The organism is Actinoplanes sp. NPDC051537 (genome assembly GCF_055586105.1).
This window is the reverse complement of the sequence record NZ_JBVJIU010000011.1, coordinates 202,952-225,778: the sequence shown is the minus strand read 5'-3', so window position 1 is coordinate 225,778 and position 22,827 is coordinate 202,952. Positions and strand designations below refer to the sequence as shown.

Genomic DNA, 22,827 nt, shown 5'->3' with positions numbered 1-22,827 from the left:
CTTCTTGGGCGCACCGGCTGCGCTGGCGGAACCCCGGCACGATCGCGCCGGGATGAAGGGTGTCCCCGCGACAATAACGAGTCCCAAGGTCACGGGTAAGTTGACTCTCATGTCTGCCGAGGTCACCGATGCCCTTTTTCGTTCGCCGCTGCACGAGCGCCACGTCGCGCTCGGCGCCAAGTTCGCCGCGTTCGGCGGCTGGGAGATGCCGCTGGAGTACGCGGGCGGCGGGGTGCTGCGCGAGCACGCCTCGGTTCGCGAGGCGGCCGGCGTCTTCGACGTCTCCCACCTGGGCAAGGCGCGGGTCCGGGGCGCGGGCGCGGCCGCGTTCGTGAACTCCTGCCTCACCAACGACCTGGGCCGCATCGAGCCGGGCAAGGCGCAGTACACGCTCTGCTGCGACGAGAGCGGCGGCGTCGTGGACGACCTGATCGCGTACCTGTTCGCTGATGATCATGTTTTTCTGATCCCGAACGCCGCGAACACCGCCGAGGTGGTGCGCCGGCTGGCCGCGGCCGCGCCGGAGGGGCTCACGGTCACCGACGAGCACCAGGGCTTCGCCGTGCTCGCCGTGCAGGGTCCGCTGTCGGCCGAGCTGCTCGGCAAGCTGGGCCTGCCCACCGCCCACGACTACATGTCGTTCGCCACCGCGCCGCTGTTCGGCGCCGACCTGATCGTCTGCCGCACCGGCTACACCGGCGAGCACGGCTATGAGCTGGTCGTGCCGTGGGACGCGGCGACCATGGTGTGGGACGCGATCGTGGCGGCCGGCGTCCAGCCGTGCGGGCTCGGCGCGCGCGACACCCTGCGCACCGAGATGGGCTACCCGCTGCACGGCCAGGAGCTCTCGCTCGACATCACGCCGGTGCAGGCCCGCTCGGGCTGGGCGGTGGGCTGGTCGAAGCCGGCCTTCTGGGGCCGCGAGGCGCTCGTCGCGGAGAAAGAGCAGGGTCCGCGGCGCCTCCTGCGCGGACTGGAACTGACGGGCCGCGGCATCCCCCGGGGACACATGCACGTGTACGCGGGGGAGCAGCCGATCGGCGAGACGACCAGCGGCACCTTCTCGCCGACCAAGAAGGTGGGCATCGCGCTGGCGCTCATCGACACCGCGGCCGGCGTGCAGGACGGCGACCTGGTGCAGATCGACATCCGGGGCCGCCGCACCGAGGCGAAGGTGGTCCGGCCGCCGTTCGTGCAGCCGTCGGTGCGGTGACATGGCGGTCACGTACGACCAGCTCAAGGGTTGGGTTCTGGCGCTGCCCGGCACCCGCGAGGTGTTCGTCGAGGGCTGGGGCCACCCGACCCTGCGCTACGGCGACAAGATGTTCGCGGCGGGCAGCCCCGAGTCCTCGTACGCGTCGGTGAAGGCCTCGGTCGAGGACCAGGCCGAGCTGATCGCGAGCGCGCCGGACGTCTACGAGAAGGCGGCGTACACCGGGCGGTACGGCTGGGTGCGGGTCGACCTGAGCAAGGCCGACCCGGGGGAGCTGCGCCGCGTGGTGACCGACGCGTGGCGGCGCACGGCCCCGAAACGGGTCGTCAAGGAGTTCGACTCAGCGCAGGGATAGCCCGGCCAGCGCGACGGTGGTGGCGATCTCGGTGACCGCACCGAGGACGTCGCCGGTGATGCCGCCGAACCGCCGCCGCGCGTGCCGCAGCACCAGCACGACGGCGAGCAGCGAGGCGGCCACGGCGGCCGGGCCGAGGGCCGGCCGGTGCGGAACCGCCGGGATCGACCCGAGCGCCACGACGATCGCGATCACCCACGCCGTCGCCCCGCCGACCGTTCCCGCGACCAGCGCGCCCAGCCCCTCCGGCCGGGCCGCGGGCACGCCCTTGCGGCAGGCCACCGTGATCGCGAGCCGTCCCGCGGTCCAGGCCACGACGACGGCGCTGACGGGCGCGGTGGCCAGCGCCGCGGTCTGAATCAGCAGCACCAGCACAATCGCCGCCACCCCGAACGCCCCGATGTCCGACTTTTTCATTATTTCTAATGCTTTATCGCCGGTCTGGTACGAGCCGAAGCCGTCGATCGTGTCGGCCAGCCCGTCCAGATGCATGCCGCGCGTGAGCAGCGCGCCGGCCGCCACCGTCACCGCCGCCGCGACCAGCGCCGGGAAGCCCAGCTCGCGCAGACCCCAGAGCAGGCCGGCGAGCACCCCGCCGAGGGCCAGCCCGACGGCCGGCGCGAGCGTCATCGCCCAGCGTGCGGCCGCCCGGTCCACCCGGCCGCCGCGGACCGGAAACACGGTCAGCGTCGTGACCGCGAGCCGCAGACCGTCGCCCTTCCGGCCGCCGTCGTCCACGCCATCGTCGCCGCTCACGCCATCGTCGCCGCTCACGCTGTCGTCGCCGGTCACGCTGTCGTCGCCGCTCACGCTGTCGTCGCCGGTCACGCCATCGTCGCCGCTCACGCCGCGGCTGTCGCTCACTCCTCGGTCGTCGTCGCCGGGCCCGGACCGTCCGGCTCGGGCTCGGCGAAGTCCACGTCCTCGTCGTTCGGCACGATCAGGTCGGTGGCGCCGCCGTCGCCCGGCTCGGTGAGCAGGGCCGGGTGCACCGGCGCGGCCGCGGCCAGCCCGATCGCCGTGCGCAGCAGCGGCAGCGCGGCCAGGGCGTTCGCCCCTTCGCCCAGCCCCAGGCCGAGGTCGAGCACCGGGTTGAGCCCGAGCACGTCGGCGCCCTTGCTGACGATCGCGAGCCGGCCGGCGTCGGGCAGCAGGCACCAGTGCCGGGCCTGGCTGCCGAGGTCGCGCGCGACGAGACCGGCCGCGATGCCGACCGGCCCGTCGAGCAGCACCGGCAGGCGCCGCGACGCCGCGCCGAGCAGCGCGCCCACGGCCACCGCGAAGTCCGCGCCGCCCAGTTCGCGCAGCAGATCCTTGGCCCCGCGCGGCGCCTGCCGAATCCGGTGCAGCGCATCCCGCACCGCCGCGCAGCGCCGCATCCAGGCCTCGTCGTCGAACCGCCCGCCCGCCTGAAACACCCGCGGCAGCAGCTCGACCGGCTCGGCCCCGGTGATCGCGGCCGAGAGCGCCGCCGCCACCGCGTCGGTGCCGACCCCGATCGACGACAGCACGAGCAGATCGCGCCCGGCGTCGGCGGCGGCCTCGGCGATCCGCCACCCCTGCCGCAGCGCCACGTCGACCGCGGCCTCGTCGGCCACCGGCCCGTCCTCGATCGCCCCCGCCCGCGCCACCCGCAGCACGGCCACATCGGCCCCCGCCTGCCCGGCGAGCCGGCTGAGCACACCTTCACCGTGCTCGACCTCGGCAACCCGCCGCTCGACGTCGTCCGCGTCGTCTCCCGCGGCCGCCCCGCCTTCATGGCGCCCCGAGACGAGCAGCACCCGAACCGAAGTCCAGGGCCGTGGGATGGTCGTCCCCTGCGTGGCCGCGGCAAACTCAACGGCCTCGACCAGCGCCCCGAGTCCGGCCCCGGCAAAGTCGACGTTGACAAGCCGATCCCGGGCGTCGGGCCCGGCGTCGCTGTCGGGCAGCGGCAGATCCATGCCCGGCTCGATGGGCGTGCCCGTCCCGATGACGGGAAGCTGCTGCGTCGGCTCATTGAGCACCGCAACCGGCGCCGAGCTCGCGGTCGGCTCATCCACACTGACCGGCGCAACCACCTGCGCCTCGGCGAGGTCAGCCGCACCCACCTCGGCCGCGCCCACCTCGGCCGCGCCCACCTCGGCCGCGGCCACCTCGGCCGCGCCCACCTCAGCGACGGCAAGGCCGGAAACGGCATCCCCGGCCGACTCCTTCAGCCACACCGGCCGGCCGGCCACGATCAGCGCAACCCGGTCGCAAACCTCCGCGAGCGCCTGGTTGGTCGTCCCCAGCGCATCGGCGAAGGCCCGCCCCACCGGCGTGGTCGGCACGAGGGTGAGCCCCACCTCCGGGCTGACCAGCACGACCCGGGCCGTGCAGCCCCGCACCGCCGCCGCCAGCGCGGCCACGTCGGCCTCGTCGTCGTTGGGCTGGCGCGCCGGGTCGAGCAGCGCCGTGACCCAGCCGCCGAGGTCGTCGACCAGCAGCGTGTCGTCCGGCTTGGCCTCGGTCAGCAGCGCCGCGAGGCGGGCCGGGTCGGCGCCGGTCTCCTCGGTCGACCAGGACTGCGGCCGGCGCCGCTGATGGGCCTCGATCCGGGCCAGCCATTCGGGGTCGCCCTCGCCGCTCGCCGCCGTGGCCACGTACCGCACCGAGGGCGCGTCCGAGACCAGCGCCTCGGCGAACGCGGACTTGCCGGAGCGGATCCCGCCGAGCACCAGGACGGTGTTCCACCGATCATCGGACATGCCCCGTACCTTAAGGCCGGGCCGCACAGCGGGACGCCGTAGGGTGGAGCCCACGATTGCAGACGTGAGGGGGAACGGCGGATGCCGTGGAGTTGGCGGTACGAGAACGTCGACGGAGAGCAGGTCTCCGGTCCGGGTGAGACGTTCAGCAGCCAGGCCGACGCCGAGTCGTGGATCGGCCAGGAGTGGCGCGAGCTCGCCGGTGCCGGGGTCGCCCAGGTGATCCTGCTCGAGGACGACCGGGTCGACTACCGGATGAGCCTCCTTCCGGCGGACTGAGGCGGACCGACCGTGACCTACGAGCCCGTCTACACGCGGACGCCGCGCAACGCCTTCGTGCCGAGCCCGGTCTTCGTCGGCATTCTCGCCATCTTCGCCGTCAGCGGCTGGATGACCTGGACCCGCTTCGGCAACGTCCGGGTCGACATCTTCCTGTTCATCGTGACCGGCTGGCTGGTGTCGCTCTGCCTGCACGAGTACGCGCACGCCCTGGCCGGCTTCTTCTCCGGCGACAAGACCGTGGCCGATCGCGGCTACCTGCGGCTCAACCCGCTGAAGTACACGAACCCGCTGCTGTCCATCGTGCTGCCGGTCGTCGTGGTGATCCTCGGCGGCATCGGCCTGCCCGGCGGCGCCGTCTGGATCGACCACCGCTACATCAACAGCAAGGTCAAGGACTCGCTGATCAGCGCCGTCGGCCCGCTCACCAACGTAGTGCTGGCCCTGGTGCTGTCGGTGCCGTTCCTGCTCGGCTTCGGCGACGTGCACCTGGCGCTGCTGCCGACCGGCGAGGTTGGTCTGTCCGGCGCGCACCCGCAGTTCTGGTGCGCGATGGCGGCGCTCGCCTTCCTGCAGATCACGGCGAGCGTGCTCAACTTCATCCCGGTTCCGGGCCTCGACGGCGGCAGCATCATCGCGCCCTGGATGAGCCCGGCCTACCAGCGGGCCTGGGCGCTTTTCGCCCCGTACGGCTTCATCCTGCTCTTTCTCGCTCTGTGGCAGACGAAGATCGGGGACTGGTTCTTCGAGGCGGTCTACTGGATCGGCGACCTGCTGAACCTCGACCGCACGGTGATCCAGATCGGCTTGGAGCTGATGCGCTTCTGGAGTGGGAGCTGAGCTTGATGGCGTCGCCTCCGGCGCCACGGGCGATCGCCCCCTCGAGGTCGTGGGGGAGGCCGCCAATTTCCGACACCGCAAAACCGGCGGCGGCGAAAATCGACGGCCTCCCCCACGACGGGGCGATCGCGGGCCGTTCCGTGGGATGGGAGTCCCCGGCGATGACGGCCGTTGTCTACGGGCGCTTGGCCGGCGAGACGGTCTTCGCCGGGTCGCGCTCGGCGACGGGGTCGAGAGCCGCGTCGATCGCCTTCATCAGGTCGGCCTCCAGCCGTACGCCCGATGCCTTGGCGTTGTCGCGGACCTGCTCCGGCCGGGAGGCGCCGATGATGGCCGCCGAGACGTTCGAGTTCTGCAGCACCCACGCCACCGCGAGCTGCGCCATCGACAGCCCGGCCTGCTCGGCCAGCGGCTTGAGGCCGGCCACGGCGGTCAGCACGTCGTCGCCGAGCAGGCGGGAGATGAACTGGGCGCCGGACTTCTCGTCCGTGGCCCGCGAGCCCGCCGGCGGCTGTTTGCCCACCTCGTACTTGCCGCTCAGGACGCCCTGCGCGATGGGTGAGAAGACCACCTGGCCGATGCCCAGCTCGATCGAGGTGGGCACCACCTCGGCCTCGATGACCCGCCAGAGGGCCGAGTACTGAGGCTGGTTGGAGACGAACGGGATCTTCAGGTCCTGCGCCATCTCCCAGCCCGCCCGCAGCTGCGTCGCGCTCCACTCCGACACGCCGATGTAGAGCGCCTTGCCCGAGCGCACCACGTCGGCGAACGCCTGCATGGTCTCCTCGAGCGGCGTCGAGTAGTCGTAGCGGTGGGCCTGGTAGAGATCCACGTAGTCGGTCTGGAGCCGGCTCAGCGAGGCGTCGATCGACTCCATGATGTGCTTGCGGGACAGGCTGCGGTCGTTCGGACCGGGACCGGTCGGCCAGAAGACCTTGGTGAAGATCTCCAGGCCGGCGCGGCGCTCGCCCTTGAGCGCGCGGCCCAGCACCTCCTCGGCGCGCCCGCCCGCGTACGCGTCGGCGGTGTCGAAGGTGGTGATGCCCTCGTCGAGGGCGGCGCGCACGCAGGAGACTGCGGCGTCCTCCTCGACCTGGGAGCCATGGGTGATCCAGTTGCCGTAGGCGATCTCGCTGATGAGCAGGCCGGAACGGCCGAGATGACGGAACTCCATGCGTTCGACCCTACCCATACGCCGATTTTGCATTCTGTTTTCCGCCGCGGGTTAGCTCAGAGCACGGGTCGCCCGTCGGTCAGCGTGTGATCGATCTCGTCCAGCACGTCCGACTGCTCGCGGTACTTGAGCTCGACCAGCGGCTCACCCTTGCGGTTCAGCGCGCCCCACAGCCCGAACTGGTCGGCGACCAGGAAGGCCACCGGGTGGATCACGAGTTCCGCGTGCGCGGTCGGGACGATCAGCCGGCCAGTACGGTCGACGACGCCGAACCGCTCGCCCTCCTCGACCACCGCCAGGCCCTCGTCGGTGAAGCCCTCGATCGGCCCACCGGTGACGAGCGGGGTCAGGAACGCCCGATAGCGCGGCTGCACGATGACCCGCCCATGCCGGTCGATCACGCCCCAGCCGCCCCGCTTGATCAGCGCCAGCCCGTGGTGGAACGCCTTGGCGTCGTCGAACCCGCCCGGCACGATGAGGCGGTTCTGCCGGTCGATCGCGTACCAGCCGCCGTCCTCGTCCCGGGTGACCCAGGCCAGCCCCTCGGCGAACCGCTCGGCCGCGACGTACCCGGCGGACGCGTCGATGACGACCTCACCGGCGAGATCGATCAGCTCCCAGGCCGGCGACTCGGGCCGCCGCACCCAGGCCAGGTCGTCGGCGAAGGGCTGCGCCTGCGCGTACCGGGGAGGCACCGCGCCCACGTAGCCCCACAGCCCCGTCCGTTCGTCCCGGAGAGGCCGCGGCGGTTCCGCGATGCCGAGAATCTCGTCCCGCGTCCGCGGATAGGGCCCCCACCCCCCGCCGGAGGTCCGCGCGGTGATCGTGTCGAGCGCCGCCTCGATCCGCTCCACGAGCTCCGGATCGGCGCCCTTGCGCAGGTCGAGGGCCGTCTCGAAGTGGTTCATCGACTCGAGATAACGCCCCTGATCGAACGCCGACCGCCCGGCCAGCTCCTCGATCTCGGCCCGCAGCCGCGACGGAAGCTCCGGCGAGCTCGCCTCGGCGTAGTGCTTGTCGGCCTCGGCATAGTCCGCCCGCCACTGCAGCACATGCGCGAGCCGAGCCCGCACGACGGCGATCCCTTGCAGCTCACCGGTGGCTTCCGCGTGCCGGAGCGCTGCCCGCGCATCCTCGAGCGCCGGGTCCAGCTCCCCGAGCAGCCGCTCGGCAACGGCCCGCAGACTGAGCAGCCGCGCCCGCACGCCATCCCGCTCGGCGTACTCGAGCTTGTCGCTGAGCCGATCGACGACGGTCCACATCTGATCGTGGTCGTCGGCCTCTTCCCGCAGCGTCGCCGCATCGAACGACCACGGATAGGTGGCAAGCACCTGCTCCGGATCAGCACGCCGAGCGCGAGCGTTACCCCGGCCGGGCGCGGCGGCTTCCGCTTCCGGGGTTTCCTTTTCCCGTACGGTTGAGGCCGCCCCCGCCGCAAGACCAATCACCGACTCGGCGTCGTCGTGCGCCTCGGGTTCGCCGGGCGTCTCGAGCTCCGGCCCCACCGAGGCTTCTGCGGCCGGCGCCGGCTCTGCTTCGGGCTCGGCCTCCGCCTCCGCTGTCGGCTCCGCCGCGACTTCCGGCTCGGGCTCCGCCTCCGCTGTCGGCTCCGCCTCGTATTCCGGCTCCGCCTCGTATTCCGGCTCCGCCTCGTCCTGGGGCTCCGCCTCCGCGGTCGGCTCGTCCTCAGGCTCCGGCTCGTCTTCCTCAACCGCCGCCTCGATGGCCAGCGGTTCGTCCTCGGGCTCGTCGTGCTCCTCCACCCGGACGGGCACCTCGGCCTCGACCCACATGGCGTCAACCGGTGCGATGTCGACGAGCTCGGCGTCAACCGTCTCCTCAACGATGTCCGTCCCGGGAGCAGCAGGCTCATCGATCGGCACCGCCGAAACCGGCGCGGCGCTCACCGGGGTGGCACTGACTGGTGCCGCGCTGACGGGTGCGGCGCTGACGGGTGCCGCGCTGACCGGGGCCGCGCTGACGGGAGCGGCGCTAGTCGGAGCCGCGCTGACGGGTGCGGCGCTGACCTGGGCCGCGCTGACGGGTGCGGCGCTGACGGGCGCCGCGCTGACCGGGGCCGCGCTGACGGGAACCGCACTGACCGGAACCGCACTGACCGGCGCGACATCGACCGGTTCCGTGACGTCAACGGGTTCCGGCTCCTCAACCGCCCCATCTCGCGGCGTGATGATCGGTTGCGAGCCGGTGACCGGCACGAACCAGCTCTCCTTCGCCGGCGCCCCACTGACCGGAGCCGGATCGTCCTCAACCGCGGCAACCGGCTCAGGCTCGGGCTCGACCACCGGCGGCGCGCTGACCTCCGGCGCCGGCTCGACCACCGGCGTGGTCGCACCCAGCCCACTCTGCGACAGCAGCCACCCAAGCCCATGCGGTTCTTCCGCAACTTCCGCAACTTCCGGAACCGCAGTGCGGGCCCAGGCCGACTCGGCCCAGTCCGGCTCGGCCGAGGCCGCAACCGGAGGCGCCGTGACCGGCTCGACCCCCGACCCCGCCTGAGGCCCGTCCGGAAGCACAAACTCCCCACCCGGCGGCGCCGTAACCGGCTCAACGGCCGAGTCGAACACCCGAGCCCGATCCTCCGCGTTCTCGCCCGACGGGGCATGCCGGGGCCGGGGCGCATACGGGTGGTCCGCATATTCGGCCGCCCCCGCCTGAGGCAGCTCGTCATGCGGAGGTTCACCAAAGGCAGGCGAGGAAACCGGCCGAGGTCCGCCTTGACCGGTTTCCGCCGGCGACGCAGGTCGAGCGGAAACCGGCGAAGGCGCAGGCTGACCGGAAACCGGCCGCGGTCCCGGTTGAGCGGAAACCGGCCACGCCCCGCCCCCCGAAACCGGCTGAGCGCCGGCCCCGGATACGGGTCGTGGCGCGGGTTCGTATCCAGGCTGCGGTGCGGGCCCGGACACGGGTCGTGGCGCGGGTTCGTATGCGGGCTGCGGTGCAGGCCCGGACACCGGTCGCGGGGCAGGCTGCGGGCCGGGGCCGGACACCGGCTGCGAAGCAGGCTGCGCCGAGACCGGGCGGGCCTGTCCGGGCACCGACGGGTAGACGGGGGCCGGCGGCGTGGCCGGGTGCGACGGCGTGACCCGGGTGGGCTGGGGTGCGGGCCGGGCGGGGGCGGGGGTGCCTACCTCGGGCGCGGGCCGCAGGTCGAAGGGCGCGTCGTGGCGGCGGCTGGGCTGCTGCGCTTCGGGCCGGGCGGGGAACGCGTCGGCCGGAGCCGGACGGGCACTGCCGTAGACCCCGGCCCCCGGCGACACCGGACGAGGCCCGGCGGCGTGCGGACGGCCATCGGGCTGCGGGCGATTGTCGGCGGGCGGGCGATCATCACCGACCGGGCGCTGCGGCTCGTCGGGACGACGGCCGTAATAGGGCGAGGCGGCCCGCGCCGCGCCGTAGACGCCGGGGTTGGCCGGTGAGACGGGCGCTACGCCGTGTTGCTGCGGCGGGCGACCGGGCTGCGGCGGCCGCGGGCCCTGCGGTGGCTGGGCGTGACCCTGAACGTGCGGCGGCGACATGGGCGCGCCGCCCTGCGCGCGCGGCGGCCCCGGCGGCGCGGATTGCGGGCGCTGCTGCTGCCCAGGCGGCGCGGATTGCGGGCGCTGCGGGGACCCAGGCGGCGCGGATTGCGGGCGCTGCTGCCCGGGCGGCGCGGATTGCGGACGCTGCTGCGGCCCGGGCGGGCCACTCACCCCGCCGGGCCCGGGCGTGACCGGCGGCCCGGACTGCGACCTCTGCTGCGGACCGGCTGAACCGGACGAACCGGACTGCGGCCGCGGCGCCGACCCGGAAACGGGCGCCACGGAGGCGCGCCCGCCGGGGGAGACCGGCGCACCCGGGTTGACCGGCACCTGCGGCGCGGGCCGGAACGACGCCTGCCCGGCCGGCGGCCGCCCAGGCTGATCCCGGTGACCGGCGTCAGCGAACCCATCCCGGCGACCGCCGTCGCCGAACCCATCCCGGCGCCCGGAGGTGTCGGCGGCGAACCCCTCGCGACGACCGCCACCGGCCTCGGGAGCGCCACCGAACCCGTCACGGCGACCGGCCTCGGGAGCACCACCGAACCCATCACGGCGACCGGCCTCGGGAGCGCCACCAAACCCTTCACGGCGACCGCCACCGGCGTCCGCGGGGAAACCCTCGCGACGACCGGGCTGCGAATACTGGCCCTCCCGGCCGTAGACCGGCGCGGCACCCCGGCGCTGGTCGGGCGCGGCGGCACCGGAGCGGCCGGGCTGGGCGGCGGCGGATGCGGGGCGGGGCCACGACGGCTCGTCGCGCTGCTGCTGAGGGGGCACGGGGGCGCTGCGGGCGGCGTACCCACCCCGGGTTTCCTGCGGCGCGGAACCGGAGGACGCCTCATACACCGGCGTGTGCACCGCCTTGCGCCGCCCCGGGTCGCCGGGGTAGCGCTGACCGGGCAGTGGCTCCCACTCCCAGGTGATCTCGTAGACCCACGCCGGCTCGTCGCCCCAGCGGTCCTCGCCTATCTGTGAGCTCCAGCCGTTCATCGGGCACCCAAGGTGAGGCCCAGTGATTGGCGACGCTCCGTCACGGCTAAGTCCACTTCTTCTTGGTCAGAAAATGTGCGGTGGCCGTCCGGAGACCCGGGTAGAGTCGCCCGGCTCCACTGCGGGGGTTCGGAAGGAGATTAACGGCGTGGACGGGATTGACGCCAGCGTGCTGACGATCTCTCCCGGTCGTCCGTTGCGCGCCTCCATCACTACGTTCGGTGCACTCGCATGGTCGGGTTTCCGGCGCTACGCGACCTATCGGCAAGCCACCATAGCCGGATCGTTCACCAACATAGTCTTCGGCTTCCTTCGCTGCTACGTGCTCCTGGCCGTGGCCGAGGGCGCGACCGGCGGCCGTCCGGGCGGGTACGACCCGGCGCAGCTCGTCACGTTCGTCTGGGTGGGGCAGGGGCTACTTACCGTCACCGGCATCTGGGGCTGGACCGAGCTGGCCGACCGGATCCGCACCGGGGACGTCGCATCCGATCTGTTACGACCGATCCCGCCGGTCACCGCCTACCTCGCCGCCGACCTGGGCCGCGCCGGCCACGCCATGCTCACCCGATTCGTGCCTCCGGTGATCGCGGGCTACGTTGTTTTCACCGGATATATCCCGAAAAACCCGCAGACCGTTCCGCTCTTCCTGATCTCCGTGGTACTGGCCGTAGTGGGGAGCTTCGCCTGCCGCTTCCTGGTCAACGCGGCCGCCTACTGGCTGATCGACGCCCGCGGTCCGCTCATGCTCTGGACCCTCGGCTCGGGCGTCCTCTCCGGCCTCTACTTCCCGTTGCGCCTGCTCCCGGAGTGGGCCACGGTCACCCTCTGGATCGCCACCCCGCTGCCCGGCCTGCTCCAGACCCCGCTCGACGTGCTGGTCGAACGCGACCCGCCGGCCGCTCAGCTCGGGCTGGTGCTGCTCCAGGCGGGCTGGGCCGTGATCTTGCTCGCCCTGTGCCGGGTGGTGCAGCGGCGCGCGGAGCGGAAACTGGTCGTGCAGGGTGGATGAGCTCCGGGCGTACGCCGCCATGATCGCCGGAAAGATCCGTTCGGTCGCCTCCTACCGGGCGTCGTTCGCGATCGAGATGCTCAGCAATCTCGGCGCCACCGTCCTCGACGTGCTCACGGTCTTCGTCCTGTTCCGCGCCACCACCACGATCGGCGGCTTCACCCTGGCCCAGAGCGTGCTCATGACCGGCCTGGCGGTCTCCGGCTTCGTGCTCTGCGACGCCGTGGTGGGCAACATCGACGATCTCAAGAGGTACGTGCGATCCGGCACCCTGGACACGATCCTGCTCCGGCCGCTGGGTGTCCTGCCGCAGCTCGTCTTCATGGATCTGCCGATCCGCAAGGTGCTGCGGGTCGCGTTCGGCCTGACCGTCTACGGCGTCGCGCTGCACGTCAACCACCTGGCCTGGACGCCGGCCCGGGTGCTGCTGGCGGTGCTGGCGCCGGTCGGGGGCGGGTTCTTCTTCGGGGCGATCTTCGTGCTGAGCGCGAGCCTGGCCTTCTGGTGGGTCGACTCCGGGGAGATCGGCAACGGCTTCACCTACGGCGGACGGGACTTCACCTCGTACCCCATCTCGGTCTATGGGGGTTGGTTCCGCGACCTGTTCGCGTACGCCCTCGGCTTCGGTTTCGTCTCTTATCAGCCGGCGCTGGCCCTGCTCGGGCACGCCGACCCGCTCGGGCTCCCGGCCTGGGCCGGCTTCGTGGCGCCGCTGGTCTGCCTGCCCGCCACGCTCATCGCCGCCGTCGTGTGGCGCTCGGGCGTCCGTCACTACCGGAGCACCGGCTCATGATCAAAATGCAGAACCTCCGCAAAGATTTCGCCGTACGGGTCAAAGCCGGCCGTTTCCGCCGAGAGAAACGCGTGGTGCCGGCCGTCGACGGGGTCAGCCTGACGATCGAGCCGGGTGAGATGGTCGGCTACATCGGTCCCAACGGCGCCGGGAAGTCGACCACCCTGAAGATGCTGACCGGCGTGCTCTCGCCCACCTCGGGCGAGGTATCGGTCTTCGGCCTGACCCCGGTGCCGCAGCGCACCCGGCTGGCGCTGCGGATCGGCGTGGTCTTCGGGCAGCGCTCCCAGCTCTGGTGGGACCTGCCGCTGCGCGAGTCGTTCCGGCTGCTCCGGCACATCTACCGGGTGCCGCCGGCCGACCACGAGGCCCGCCTGCGCCGCTGCCGCGCCCTCCTGGAGCTGGATGCCTTCCTCGACACCCCCGTGCGGCAGCTCTCACTCGGCCAGCGGATGCGCGGCGAGATGACCGCGGCGCTGCTGCACGGGCCGAAGGTGCTGTTCCTCGACGAGCCGACGATCGGCCTCGACGTGGTGAGCAAGCAGGCGGTCCGCTCGTTCCTGGCCGAGCTCGGCGCGACCGGCGACGTCACGCTCGTGCTGACCACCCACGACCTGGCCGACATCGAGCGCCTGTGCGACCGGCTGGTGGTGATCGACCACGGCCGCGTCGTCCACGACGGCACGATCGAGGCGCTGCACGCCCGCTACGGCTCGCGCCGCAGCCTGGTCGTCGACCTCGAGGCCCCACTGCCGGCCGGTTTCGCCCTCGACGGCGCCACCCTGACCGGCGTCGAGGCCGACGGCCACCGGGTGACGTTCGCCCTCGACTCGGCCGCGGCCGGCACGGCGGTCGCCACGCTGGTGACCGCCGCGTCCGTGCGTGATCTCTCGGTGGTCGAGCCCGACATCGAGGATGTGGTCGCCCGCCTGTATGCCGCGGGCTGACCGTCGCGGCTCGGGATTTGCCGCCCCGTGCCCCGCGCCGTTTACCGCGCCCGAAACCCCACCCCGTTTACCGCGCCCGAAACCCCACCCCGTTCACCGCGCCCCGAGACCCCACCCCGTTCTTCGCGCCCCGAAACCCCACCCCGTTCACTGGGTGGGGTCGAGTAAAGCGCCAGGGTCTGACACTTTTCAGCCGGCGTCCACAGGCCTACTCCGGTTCCGGCTTCTCCTGCTCCGGCTTCTCCGGCTTCGGGATGCGGCGGCGGACGTCGTCGACCACGGCCGGGCCGGGCTGCCAGGCCGCGACCCAGGCGTCGTCGCCCTCGGGGGAGGTCAGGATGCCGTCCTCGAGGAAGGCGTAACGGCCCTCCAGCACGCGGCGCGAGGCCTTCACGTCGATCGCGTCGGTGTTGTCCCACAGCGCCGCGAACAGGGCGTCGGCCCGCAGGCGGGATTGGCGGCAGAACAGGTCGGCCAGCTCGAGGCCCTCGGGGCGCCGCTCGCGCTCGGCGTGGGCGCGCATGCAGACGGCCGACATCGCGAACAGCTCGGCGCCGATGTCGACGATCCGGCTGAGGAAGCCCTGCTTGCGCTCGAGCTTGCCCTGCCAGCGGGACATCGCGTAGAAGGTGGACCGGGCCAGCTTGCGGGACGCGCGTTCGACGTACCGCAGATGGGCCGCGAGCGGGGCGAACTCTGCATAGGACGACGGCGCCTGGCCCTTGCCGACCGCCAGGGTGGGCAGCCAGCGGGCGTAGAAGCCGCCGGCCCGGGCCGCCGCCTTCGCCTTGCGCCCGACGCCCGCCTCGGGGTCGATGATGTCGCCGGCCACGGCCAGGTGGGCGTCGACCGCCTCGCGGGCGATGAGCAGGTGCATGATCTCGGTCGAGCCCTCGAAGATGCGGTTGATCCGCAGGTCGCGCAGCATCTGCTCGGCCTCGGCGGCGCGCTCGCCCCGGGCCGCGAGGGAGTCGGCCGTCTCGTAGCCGCGGCCGCCGCGGATCTGCACCAGCTCGTCGGCGATCAGCCACGCCATCTCGCTGGCGAACAGCTTCACCAGCGCGGCCTCGATGCGGATGTCGTTGCGGTCGTCGTCGGCGATCATGCAGCAGAGATCGAGCATGGATTCCATCGCGTACGTCGTGGCGGCGATGAAAGCGATCTTCTTGGCGACCGCCTCGTGCCGCGCGACCGGCAGTCCCCACTGCACGCGCTCGGCCGACCACTCGCGGGCGATGGCGAGCGACCGCTTGCCGGCGCTGATGCACATCGCGGGCAGCGACAGCCGGCCGGTGTTGAGCGTGGTCAGGGCGATCTTGAGGCCCTTGCCGGGGGCGCCGATGACGTTCTCGTCCGGGACGAAGACGTCGTGGAACCGGGTGACGCTGTTCTCCAGGCCGTGCAGCCCGAGGAACGCATTCCGCCGCTCGACCGTGATCCCCGGCGAGTCGCCCTCGACCACGAACGCGGTGATGCCCTTGTCGGGCACCCGGGCCATGACGACCAGCAGGGTCGCGATCGTGCCGTTGGTGGCCCACAGCTTGACGCCGTTGAGCCGGTAGCCGCCCTCGACCGGGGTGGCCTCGGTGGCGAGCCGGGCCGGGTCGGAGCCGACGTCGGGCTCGGTGAGCAGGAACGCGGACACCTCGCCGGCCGCCAGCCGGGGCAGGAACGCCTTCTTCTGGGCCGGGGTGCCGAAGATCTTGAGTGGCTGCGGGACGCCGATCGACTGGTGGGCCGACAGCATGGCGCCGACCGAGGCGCTGGCCGAGCCGACGAGGGTCAGCGCGCGGCAGTAGTGCAGGTTGGTGAGGCCGAGCCCGCCGTACTCCTTGTCGATCTTCATGCCGAACGCGCCGAGCCGGGCGAGGCCCTGGAAGACCTCGTCGGGGATGTGCGACTCGCGCTCGATCCGGGCGCCGTCCACCCCGGTGCGGGCGAACTCGCCGAGATCGCGGAGGAACTGGTCGGCGTCGGGCCGGGGCTGTTCGCTGGGCCAGGGATCGATCAGGTCGAGCCGGAACTTCCCGAGGAACAGCTCCTTGCCGAAGCTCGGTTTCCGCCACTCGGACTCGCGTGCGGCCTCGGCGACCTTTCGGGCCTGCCGTTCGTCGACATCGGTCTGATGGGGCTGAGTCGTGGTCACGGCTCCACCTCCCTATGGACGCCAGGTTACCGAGGCGTGTTACCCAGGGGTAGGTCTGAGCAACCATCTGTCACACCGATCTACAGGTGCTCCATGACGAGCACCGCCCACGAGTTCTCGAGCGCCTCGTAGTGGTGCGGGACGTCGCCCGGGAACGTGGCGTAGTCGCCGGGACCGAGCTCGATCGCCTCGCCGATCGGACCGGCCAGCACCCGCCCGGCGCCGACCACCATGTGCTCGATGCTGCCCGGAATGTGCGCGGCGGCCTCGCGCGGCTGGCCGGGCTCGAGCTCCATCACGTAGATGTCCCGCCGGGTGTGCGGCGAGCCGGCGGCGAGCAGGGTGACCACGAAGTCGGCCTCGTCGGCCTGCAGGCGCGGCCCCTCGCCGGCCCGGATCACCCGGATCTGGGCGACCGGCGGCTCGACCAGCCGGCTGAACGGCACGCCCAGCGCGACGCCGAGCGACCAGAGCGTCTCGATGCTGGGGTTGCCGGTGCCCGACTCGAGCTGGGAGAGCGTCGACTTGGCCAGCCCGGCCCGGCGGGCGAGCTCGGCCAGCGAGATGCCGACCCGCTCCCGTTCGCGCCGCAGGGCCGCGGCGATGGTGGCGAGCGGTGGCGTGGGCTGGTGCATGTTCGCTCCGTCGATCAGTTCGTTCGGTTTGACGAACGAGGCGGTCATCGTTCAGTATTTCAAACCATGCGTACGGTACAGCGAACGGATGCGGATCGCGCCCTGCTGCGTGACGCCGCCACGATCGCGGCCGCGATGGTCGCGGTGGGTGCGTCGTTCGGGGCGATCGCGATCGCGTACGGGCTGCCGGTGTGGGTGCCGTTCCTGATGTCGACGGTCGTGTTCGCCGGGGGTTCCCAGTTCCTGGCGGTCGGCCTGCTGGCGGCCGGCAACCCGCTCGCCGCCGTCTTCGCGGGCCTGCTGCTGAACGCCCGCCACCTGCCCTTCGGCCTGGCCGTGGGCGACGCGCTGGGCCCACGCCTGCGGGCGAAGGTGATCGGCAGCCACGTCCTGACCGACGAGGTCGCGGCGTTCACGCTGGCCGAGCCCGACCCCACCCGCCGGCGCCGGGTCTACTTCATCATCGGCGCGACGCTCTTCACGTCCTGGAACATCGGCACCGCCCTGGGCGTGCTGCTGGGCGGCGCCACCGGCAACCCGGACGCGCTGGGCCTGGACGCGGCGTTCCCGGCCGCCCTGATCGCCCTGATCATGCCGTCGCTGCGAGACCGGGCGACGCGGACCGTCGCCCTCACCGGCGCTGCCGTGGCCGTCCTGCTGACGCCCGTGCTGCCCGCGGGTCTGCCGGTGATCTGCGCGCTGGTGGGGCTGGTGACGCTGGTCCGCCCGCGCCGCCGAAGGAGGGACCAGCCATGCTGATCGCGGCGATCATCGCCCTGGGCGTCGGCACCTACAGCATGCGGCTCGGTGGCGTGCTGCTGCGCGGCCGGCTCAAGCTCTCCGCCACGCTCGAGCGCCTGCTCCCGATGGCCGCCGCCGCGCTGCTGGCCGCGCTGGCCGGGACCGCGGCGCTGATGGCCGGCACCGACTTCGCCGGCCCGGCCCGGCCGCTGGGTGTGCTCGTCGGCGGCGTCCTGGCCTGGCGGAAGGCGCCGTTCGTGGTGGTCGTCCTGGCGGCCGCGGCGACCGCGGCCCTGCTCCGGCTGGCCGGGGTGAGTTAGCCGGCAGCGAAATTCAGACCTTGTCGCCGATCTCGACCTGCGGCTTCGGGACGCGCATGCGGCGGAACGTCAGGCCGCGCATCACGCCGTACAGCTGGAGCGAGCCCACCCGAACCGTGGACTTCGGGACGCGCTCCTTCACCAGCTTCTTCACCCGGCGGGCGATCAGCACGCTGTCGACGATCACGGCGATCGCGAGCAGCGCCCACAGCACGTTGCTCGCCAGCTGGACGGCGGAGATCCGGACGGTCGAGCCGACCAGCACGATCAGCGCGCCGCCGAAGAACCACGTGCCGACCGTACGGCGCGAGTCGATGATGTCGCGGACCAGCTTGCGCTCGGGGCCGCGGTCGCGGGCCAGCAGGTAGCGCTCGTCGCCCTGACGCATGCCCTCGGCCGCCTCGGCGCGCTCGACCCGCTGCCGCTCGCGCATCTGCTTCATGGCCTCGCGGCGGTTGGCCGGCGCCTCGGCGTTGACCTTCCGGGCGTTGCTCTGCCGCTTGGGCGTGACCTGGCCGAGCTCCCGCTTGCTCGGGGTGTAGCCCTTGGCGCGGGGCGCGGCGCCGCTCACCTCCTCCTCAACCTCGGGAGTGGCGACGTCGGCGGACTTGCGGCGAAAAAGCGAGGACACGCTAGGAGAGTAGCCAAGCGGCGCGGTGCGAAGCACACCGCGCCGCCCAAATCTATAAATCAGAGACGTTCGACGTGTGCGCCGAGGGCGGCGAGCTTGTTCTCGAAGTCCTCGTAACCGCGGTTGATCAGGTCCACGCCGTAGACCCGCGAGGTGCCCTCGGCCGCCAGCGCCGCGATCAGGTGGGCGAAGCCCGCCCGCAGGTCGGGGATGACCAGGTCGGCCGCGTGCAGCTTGGACGGCCCGGCGATGACGGCCGAGTGCTTGAAGTTGCGCCGGCCGAAGCGGCAGGGCGTCCCGCCGAGGCAGTCCCGGTAGACCTGGATCGTCGCGCCCATCTGGTTCAGCGCGTCGGCGTAGCCGAGCCGCTGCTCGTACACCGTCTCGTGCATGATCGAGAGGCCGCGGGCCTGGGTCAGCGCCACCACCAGCGGCTGCTGCCAGTCGGTCATGAAGCCGGGGTGCACGTCGGTCTCGAGCGCGACCGGCTGGAGGTCGCCGCCCGGGTGCCAGAACTTGATGCCGCCCTCGGCGCCGGTGACGCCCGGCCGGGCGACCCGGTCATCGGTGATCTGGAACTCGCCGCCGATCGAGCGGAACACGTTCAGGAACGTCATCATGTCGGCCTGGCGGGCGCCGACCACGTCGATCTCGCCCTTGGTGGCGAGCGCGGCGGCGGCCCAGCTGGCGGCCTCGATCCGGTCCGGGATCGGCTTGTGCGCGTACCCGTGCAGCCTCGGCACACCCTCGATCTCGATGACCCGGTCGGTGTGGACCGTGATGATGCCGCCCATCTTCTGAAGCACGCAGATCAGGTCGATGATCTCGGGCTCGATGGCGGCGTTGCGCAGCTCGGTGACGCCCTCGGCGCGCACGGCGGTGAGCAGCACCTGCTCGGTGGCGCCGACGCTGGGGTAGGGCAGCTCGAGCTTGGCGCCCTTGAGCCCGTTCGGCGCGCTCAGGTGCATGCCCTCGGGCGCCTTGTCGACGACCGCGCCGAACTCGCGCAGCGCCTGGATGTGGAAGTCGATCGGCCGCGGGCCGATGTGGCAGCCGCCCAGGTCGGGAATGAACGCCCGGCCGAGCCGGTGCAGCAGCGGGCCGCAGAACAGGATCGGGATCCGGCTCGAGCCGGCGTGCACGTTGATCTCGTCGGTGCTGGCGCTCTCGACGTTGGTCGGGTCCATGACGATCTCGCCGTCGTCGGCGCCGTCGGTGACCTTGACGCCGTGCAGCTCGAGCAGGCCGCGGACGACCTCGACATCGCGGATGCGCGGCACGTCGTAGAGGCGGCTCGGCGTCTCGCCCAGCAGGGCGGCGACCATCGCCTTGGATACGAGGTTCTTGGCGCCACGGACCCGGATCTGGCCCTGCAGCGGCGTACCGCCGTGCACGACCAGGACATCGTCGGTCAACGTAACCTCCAGCCGGCGGGCGATCGAAGCGCCCGGAAGTGATCGACGGGCGGGGGTACCCGTTTCTGCAACCGGGGAAGCATAGCGTTGAGTGACAATAAAGAAAGTCGGCACAACGCCCAGGGGCCCGTGAAATGCTGATGATTAAGACAACAGAAAGGCACGATCACGCGGACTGCGCCTCTGTCGTTACCCAGAGTTACGGCTGGGGGTTACGGCAGGGCGAGCATCTGGTCGAGCGCGATCCGCGCGTGGTGCGCCGTGTCCGGGTCGACCGTGATCTGGTTGGGCACCCGGCCCGCGACCAGCTCCTCGAGCGCCCACACGAGGTGCGGCAGGTCGATCCGGTTCATCGTCGAGCAGTAGCAGACCGTGCGGTCCAGGAACATGATCTGCTTGTCCGGGTGGGCGAGAGCCATCCGGCGTACGAGATTGAGCTCCGTGCCCACCGCCCAGGCCGACCCCGCCGGCGCCGCGTCGAGCGCCTTGATGATGTATTCGGTCGAGCCGACCTGGTCGGCCGCCCGCACCACCTCGTGCTTGCACTCCGGGTGGACCAGCACGTTCACGCCCGGCACCCGCTCGCGCACCTCGCGCACGCTGTCGATGGTGAACCGGCCGTGCACCGAGCAGTGCCCCCGCCAGAGGATGATCCGGGCGTCGCGCAGCTGCTGGTCGGTGAGGCCGCCGTTCGGCTTGTGCGGGTCGTAGAGCACGCAGTCGTCGAGGTCGAAGCCCATCTCGAGCACCGCCGTGTTGCGCCCGAGGTGCTGGTCGGGCAGGAAGAAGACCTTCGAACCTTGCTCGTACGCCCAGGTCAGCGCCCGCTTGGCGTTGGACGACGTGCAGACGACGCCCTTGTTGCGGCCGACGAAGCCCTTGATGTCGGCCGACGAGTTCATGTAGGTGACCGGGACGACGTCGCCGGCGATGCCCAGGTCCTCGAAGTGCTCCCAGGCCGTCTGCACCTGGCCGAGCACCGCCATGTCGGCCATCGAGCAGCCGGCGGCGAGGTCGGGCAGGATCACCTTCTGCGCCGCGGTGGTCAGGATGTCGGCGCTCTCGGCCATGAAGTGCACGCCGCAGAACATGATGAACTCGGCGTCGGGACGGGCCGCGGCCTGCTGCGCGAGCTTGAACGAGTCGCCGGTGACGTCGGCGAACTGGATCACCTCGTCGCGCTGGTAGTGGTGCCCGAGCACGAAGACGCGGTCGCCGAGCGCGGCCTTGGCGGCGGTGGCGCGGGCGACCAGGTCGGGGTCGCTCGGCGCGGGCAGGTCGCCGGGACAGTCGACGCCGCGCTCGGAGGCGGGGTCGACGCCGCGGCCGAGCAGGAGGAGCGCCGTTGCGGAATTCGACGGTTCGGTCCAGGTCGAGGTCACGAATTCATCGTCGCACAGCGCGGGACGGCCATCTCCCGTGCGAACAGTGGCCTGCCACACTCGACCCGTGCGCGTACTGATCTGTCCGGACAAGTTCGCCGGCACCCTTTCCGCCCCCGCCGTCGCCGCCGCCGTGGCCTCCGGCTGGAACCCTTCCGACGACCTCGTGCTGCGGCCGCTCGCCGACGGCGGTCCCGGGTTCGTCGAGGTCCTGGCCGGAGCGCTCGACGGACGCCGGCTCGAGGTCGAGACGGTCGATCCGCTCGGCCGCCCGGCGCGCGGCGAGGTGCTGCTGGCCGGCAACACGGCCTACATCGAGAGCGCGCAGGCGTGCGGCCTGCACCTGCTCACCGGCGAGGAGCGGAACCCCAACACCACGACGTCGTACGGCCTGGGCCTGCTCATGCTCGCGGCGGTCGAGGCGGGCGCGGCCGAACTGGTCGTCGGGCTGGGCGGCTCGGCGACCAACGACGGCGGAGCGGGCATGCTGGCCGCGCTCGGCGCCGCGCCGGTCGACGTGGCCGGCTACGCGCTGCCCTACGGCGGCGCCTACCTGGCCTCGGCCGCGGCGCTGGGCGGTCAGCCGCGGTTGCGGGACGTGCGGCTGGTCGCGGCCACCGACGTCGACAGCCCGCTCACCGGCCTGCACGGCGCCAGCAAGGTTTTCGGCCCGCAGAAGGGCGCCACCGAGGAGGACGTGTTCCGCCTCGACGCCGCCCTCGAGCAGTTCGCCGGGGTGCTCGAGCGTGCCTTCGGCGTCACCGACCTCGAGGTCGCGCCCGGCGGCGGCGCGGCCGGCGGCATCGGGGCCGCCCTGATCGCCATGGGCGGCCGGGTCGTCTCCGGCATCGGCCTGGTCGGCACCCTGATCGGCCTGGAGAAGGAGCTGGACGCGGCGCACCTGGTGATCACCGGCGAGGGCTCGTTCGACCACCAGTCGCTGCGCGGGAAGGTGGTGGCCGGGATCGCCAACGGCGCCCGCGACCGGGGCCTGCCCTGCATCGTGGTCTGCGGCCGGAACGAGACCGGCTACCGCGAGGCGGCGAGCGCCGGCGTGACCGAGACGCTGTCCCTGACCGAGCACTTCGGCTCGGCGGAGACGGCGATGGCCGAGCCCGCCCGGGGCCTGCGTGAGCTGGCCGAGCGCCTTTCCCGGCAGTGGAGCAGGTGAACCGGGGTGACCTGGACCACCCGGATTGGGAATCATCCGGAACAGGGCTAGCGTTGGGTGGTACGGCAGACTTCGCACCCTGGCAGGGAGATACGCAGTGACCACTGAAGCGCACACCCACGCGACCGAGGCCGCCGCGCCGACCGGCGTCATCCTTACCGACGTCGCCGCGGTGAAGGTCAAGGCCCTGATCGAGCAGGAAGGGCGCGACGACCTGCGCCTGCGTATCGCCGTTCAGCCCGGTGGCTGCTCCGGCCTTCGCTACCAGCTCTTCTTCGACGAGCGTTCCCTGGACGGGGACATCGTCAGCGACTTCGGCGGTGTCGAGGTCGTCGTCGACCGGATGAGCTCGCCGTACCTGGCGGGCGCCACGATCGACTTCGCCGACCGCATCGACGCCCAGGGCTTCACGATCGACAACCCCAACGCGCAGAACTCCTGCGCCTGTGGCGACTCGTTCCACTGATCTCGCCCGCATAGCACGTCCCGACCGCAGGCCGTCCCGTTAACGGGGCGGC

General features: G+C 72.2%; 21 protein-coding genes. 12 read left to right on the top strand and 9 right to left on the bottom strand.

What is annotated here, in order from left to right:
• Positions 1–109 precede the first annotated feature (109 nt).
• Both gcvT and ACZ6TB_RS27340 read left to right on the top strand, forming a co-directional pair.
• Positions 110–1,213, top strand: coding sequence for a glycine cleavage system aminomethyltransferase GcvT (gcvT, locus tag ACZ6TB_RS27345; protein WP_465558381.1), 1,104 nt, complete (start codon positions 110–112; stop codon positions 1,211–1,213).
• Between the two features lies 1 nt (position 1,214).
• Complete coding sequence (locus ACZ6TB_RS27340) at positions 1,215–1,568, top strand: MmcQ/YjbR family DNA-binding protein (protein ID WP_465558379.1); 354 nt, start codon at positions 1,215–1,217, stop codon at positions 1,566–1,568.
• Here ACZ6TB_RS27340 and cobS read toward each other — a convergent pair.
• Both cobS and ACZ6TB_RS27330 read right to left on the bottom strand, forming a co-directional pair.
• Positions 1,554–2,306, bottom strand: coding sequence for an adenosylcobinamide-GDP ribazoletransferase (cobS, locus tag ACZ6TB_RS27335; RefSeq protein ID WP_465558630.1), 753 nt, complete (start codon positions 2,304–2,306; stop codon positions 1,554–1,556). The genes ACZ6TB_RS27340 and cobS overlap by 15 nt on opposite strands.
• 122 nt (positions 2,307–2,428) lie before the next feature.
• Positions 2,429–4,297, bottom strand: coding sequence for a bifunctional adenosylcobinamide kinase/adenosylcobinamide-phosphate guanylyltransferase (locus ACZ6TB_RS27330; protein WP_465558377.1), 1,869 nt, complete (start codon positions 4,295–4,297; stop codon positions 2,429–2,431).
• Between the two features lie 81 nt (positions 4,298–4,378).
• On the opposite strand from ACZ6TB_RS27330, the gene ACZ6TB_RS27325 reads away from it, so the two are divergent.
• Positions 4,379–4,576, top strand: a complete 198-nt coding sequence (locus ACZ6TB_RS27325; protein WP_465558375.1) for a hypothetical protein — start codon at positions 4,379–4,381, stop codon at positions 4,574–4,576.
• Between the two features lie 12 nt (positions 4,577–4,588).
• Entirely contained in the window at positions 4,589–5,416 is an 828-nt protein-coding gene (locus tag ACZ6TB_RS27320; RefSeq protein ID WP_465558373.1) for a site-2 protease family protein, read from the top strand.
• A 175-nt stretch (positions 5,417–5,591) separates the two neighbouring features.
• On the opposite strand, the gene ACZ6TB_RS27315 is transcribed toward ACZ6TB_RS27320, so the two are convergent.
• Positions 5,592–6,590 carry an aldo/keto reductase family protein gene (locus ACZ6TB_RS27315; RefSeq protein ID WP_465558371.1) on the bottom strand — a complete coding sequence of 333 codons (999 nt, stop codon included), beginning with the start codon at positions 6,588–6,590 and terminating at the stop codon, positions 5,592–5,594.
• 56 nt (positions 6,591–6,646) lie between these two features.
• Positions 6,647–7,498 (bottom strand): WG repeat-containing protein, encoded by an 852-nt coding sequence (locus tag ACZ6TB_RS27310; protein WP_465558628.1) that lies wholly within the window; start codon positions 7,496–7,498, stop codon positions 6,647–6,649.
• Positions 7,499–8,312: 814 nt separating this feature from the next.
• Between ACZ6TB_RS27310 and ACZ6TB_RS27305 the strand changes: the two genes are divergently transcribed.
• The 4 genes from ACZ6TB_RS27305 (at position 8,313) to ACZ6TB_RS27290 (ending at position 13,868) form a co-directional block, all read left to right on the top strand.
• The gene (locus tag ACZ6TB_RS27305; RefSeq protein WP_465558369.1) at positions 8,313–9,107 is read left to right on the top strand and encodes a pentapeptide repeat-containing protein; all 795 of its coding nucleotides are present in this window, start codon (positions 8,313–8,315) and stop codon (positions 9,105–9,107) included.
• 2,169 nt (positions 9,108–11,276) lie between these two features.
• Positions 11,277–12,128: an ABC transporter permease gene (locus ACZ6TB_RS27300; RefSeq protein ID WP_465558626.1), complete on the top strand. Its 852-nt coding sequence runs from the start codon at positions 11,277–11,279 to the stop codon at positions 12,126–12,128.
• Complete coding sequence (locus ACZ6TB_RS27295; protein ID WP_465558367.1) at positions 12,121–12,921, top strand: ABC transporter permease; 801 nt, start codon at positions 12,121–12,123, stop codon at positions 12,919–12,921. The genes ACZ6TB_RS27300 and ACZ6TB_RS27295 overlap by 8 nt, the downstream gene beginning before the upstream one ends.
• Positions 12,918–13,868: an ABC transporter ATP-binding protein gene (locus ACZ6TB_RS27290; RefSeq protein ID WP_465558365.1), complete on the top strand. Its 951-nt coding sequence runs from the start codon at positions 12,918–12,920 to the stop codon at positions 13,866–13,868. The genes ACZ6TB_RS27295 and ACZ6TB_RS27290 overlap by 4 nt, the downstream gene beginning before the upstream one ends.
• A 208-nt stretch (positions 13,869–14,076) precedes the next feature.
• Here the strand turns inward: ACZ6TB_RS27290 and ACZ6TB_RS27285 are convergent, their stop codons facing one another.
• Together ACZ6TB_RS27285 and ACZ6TB_RS27280 are read right to left on the bottom strand one after the other, a co-directional pair.
• The gene (locus tag ACZ6TB_RS27285; protein ID WP_465558363.1) at positions 14,077–16,014 is read right to left on the bottom strand and encodes an acyl-CoA dehydrogenase family protein; all 1,938 of its coding nucleotides are present in this window, start codon (positions 16,012–16,014) and stop codon (positions 14,077–14,079) included.
• Between the two features lie 80 nt (positions 16,015–16,094).
• Positions 16,095–16,649: a helix-turn-helix domain-containing protein gene (locus ACZ6TB_RS27280; protein ID WP_465558624.1), complete on the bottom strand. Its 555-nt coding sequence runs from the start codon at positions 16,647–16,649 to the stop codon at positions 16,095–16,097.
• Positions 16,650–16,715: 66 nt separating this feature from the next.
• On the opposite strand from ACZ6TB_RS27280, the gene ACZ6TB_RS27275 reads away from it, so the two are divergent.
• Positions 16,716–17,408 (top strand): AzlC family ABC transporter permease, encoded by a 693-nt coding sequence (locus ACZ6TB_RS27275; protein WP_465558361.1) that lies wholly within the window; start codon positions 16,716–16,718, stop codon positions 17,406–17,408.
• The gene (locus ACZ6TB_RS27270) at positions 17,402–17,710 is read left to right on the top strand and encodes an AzlD domain-containing protein (protein ID WP_465558359.1); all 309 of its coding nucleotides are present in this window, start codon (positions 17,402–17,404) and stop codon (positions 17,708–17,710) included. Before ACZ6TB_RS27275 ends, ACZ6TB_RS27270 begins: the two co-directional genes overlap by 7 nt.
• 13 nt (positions 17,711–17,723) lie before the next feature.
• On the opposite strand, the gene ACZ6TB_RS27265 is transcribed toward ACZ6TB_RS27270, so the two are convergent.
• The 3 genes from ACZ6TB_RS27265 to nadA form a co-directional block, all read right to left on the bottom strand.
• Positions 17,724–18,341, bottom strand: coding sequence for a DUF3043 domain-containing protein (locus tag ACZ6TB_RS27265; protein WP_465558357.1), 618 nt, complete (start codon positions 18,339–18,341; stop codon positions 17,724–17,726).
• A 59-nt stretch (positions 18,342–18,400) separates the two neighbouring features.
• Positions 18,401–19,756, bottom strand: coding sequence for a UDP-N-acetylglucosamine 1-carboxyvinyltransferase (gene murA / locus ACZ6TB_RS27260; RefSeq protein WP_465558355.1), 1,356 nt, complete (start codon positions 19,754–19,756; stop codon positions 18,401–18,403).
• Between the two features lie 212 nt (positions 19,757–19,968).
• Positions 19,969–21,138, bottom strand: a complete 1,170-nt coding sequence (gene nadA, locus ACZ6TB_RS27255; protein WP_465558353.1) for a quinolinate synthase NadA — start codon at positions 21,136–21,138, stop codon at positions 19,969–19,971.
• A gap of 67 nt (positions 21,139–21,205) precedes the next feature.
• Between nadA and ACZ6TB_RS27250 the strand changes: the two genes are divergently transcribed.
• Together ACZ6TB_RS27250 and erpA are read left to right on the top strand one after the other, a co-directional pair.
• A complete protein-coding gene (locus ACZ6TB_RS27250) occupies positions 21,206–22,309 on the top strand; it encodes a glycerate kinase family protein (protein ID WP_465558352.1) in 1,104 nt (367 codons plus the stop codon).
• 97 nt (positions 22,310–22,406) lie between these two features.
• Entirely contained in the window at positions 22,407–22,775 is a 369-nt protein-coding gene (gene erpA, locus ACZ6TB_RS27245) for an iron-sulfur cluster insertion protein ErpA (RefSeq protein ID WP_465558350.1), read from the top strand.
• Positions 22,776–22,827: the final 52 nt, after the last annotated feature.

Coding starts and splice junctions, on each gene's coding strand:
- gcvT (WP_465558381.1), top strand. CDS start 110: ATGTCTGCCGAGGTCACCGATGCCCTTTTTCGTTCGCCGCTGCACGAG.
- ACZ6TB_RS27340 (WP_465558379.1), top strand. CDS start 1,215: ATGGCGGTCACGTACGACCAGCTCAAGGGTTGGGTTCTGGCGCTGCCC.
- ACZ6TB_RS27330 (WP_465558377.1), bottom strand. CDS start 4,297: ATGTCCGATGATCGGTGGAACACCGTCCTGGTGCTCGGCGGGATCCGC.
- ACZ6TB_RS27325 (WP_465558375.1), top strand. CDS start 4,379: ATGCCGTGGAGTTGGCGGTACGAGAACGTCGACGGAGAGCAGGTCTCC.
- ACZ6TB_RS27315 (WP_465558371.1), bottom strand. CDS start 6,590: ATGGAGTTCCGTCATCTCGGCCGTTCCGGCCTGCTCATCAGCGAGATC.
- ACZ6TB_RS27310 (WP_465558628.1), bottom strand. CDS start 7,498: ATGAACCACTTCGAGACGGCCCTCGACCTGCGCAAGGGCGCCGATCCG.
- ACZ6TB_RS27305 (WP_465558369.1), top strand. CDS start 8,313: ATGGCCAGCGGTTCGTCCTCGGGCTCGTCGTGCTCCTCCACCCGGACG.
- ACZ6TB_RS27290 (WP_465558365.1), top strand. CDS start 12,918: ATGATCAAAATGCAGAACCTCCGCAAAGATTTCGCCGTACGGGTCAAA.
- ACZ6TB_RS27280 (WP_465558624.1), bottom strand. CDS start 16,649: ATGCACCAGCCCACGCCACCGCTCGCCACCATCGCCGCGGCCCTGCGG.
- ACZ6TB_RS27275 (WP_465558361.1), top strand. CDS start 16,716: ATGCGTACGGTACAGCGAACGGATGCGGATCGCGCCCTGCTGCGTGAC.
- ACZ6TB_RS27270 (WP_465558359.1), top strand. CDS start 17,402: ATGCTGATCGCGGCGATCATCGCCCTGGGCGTCGGCACCTACAGCATG.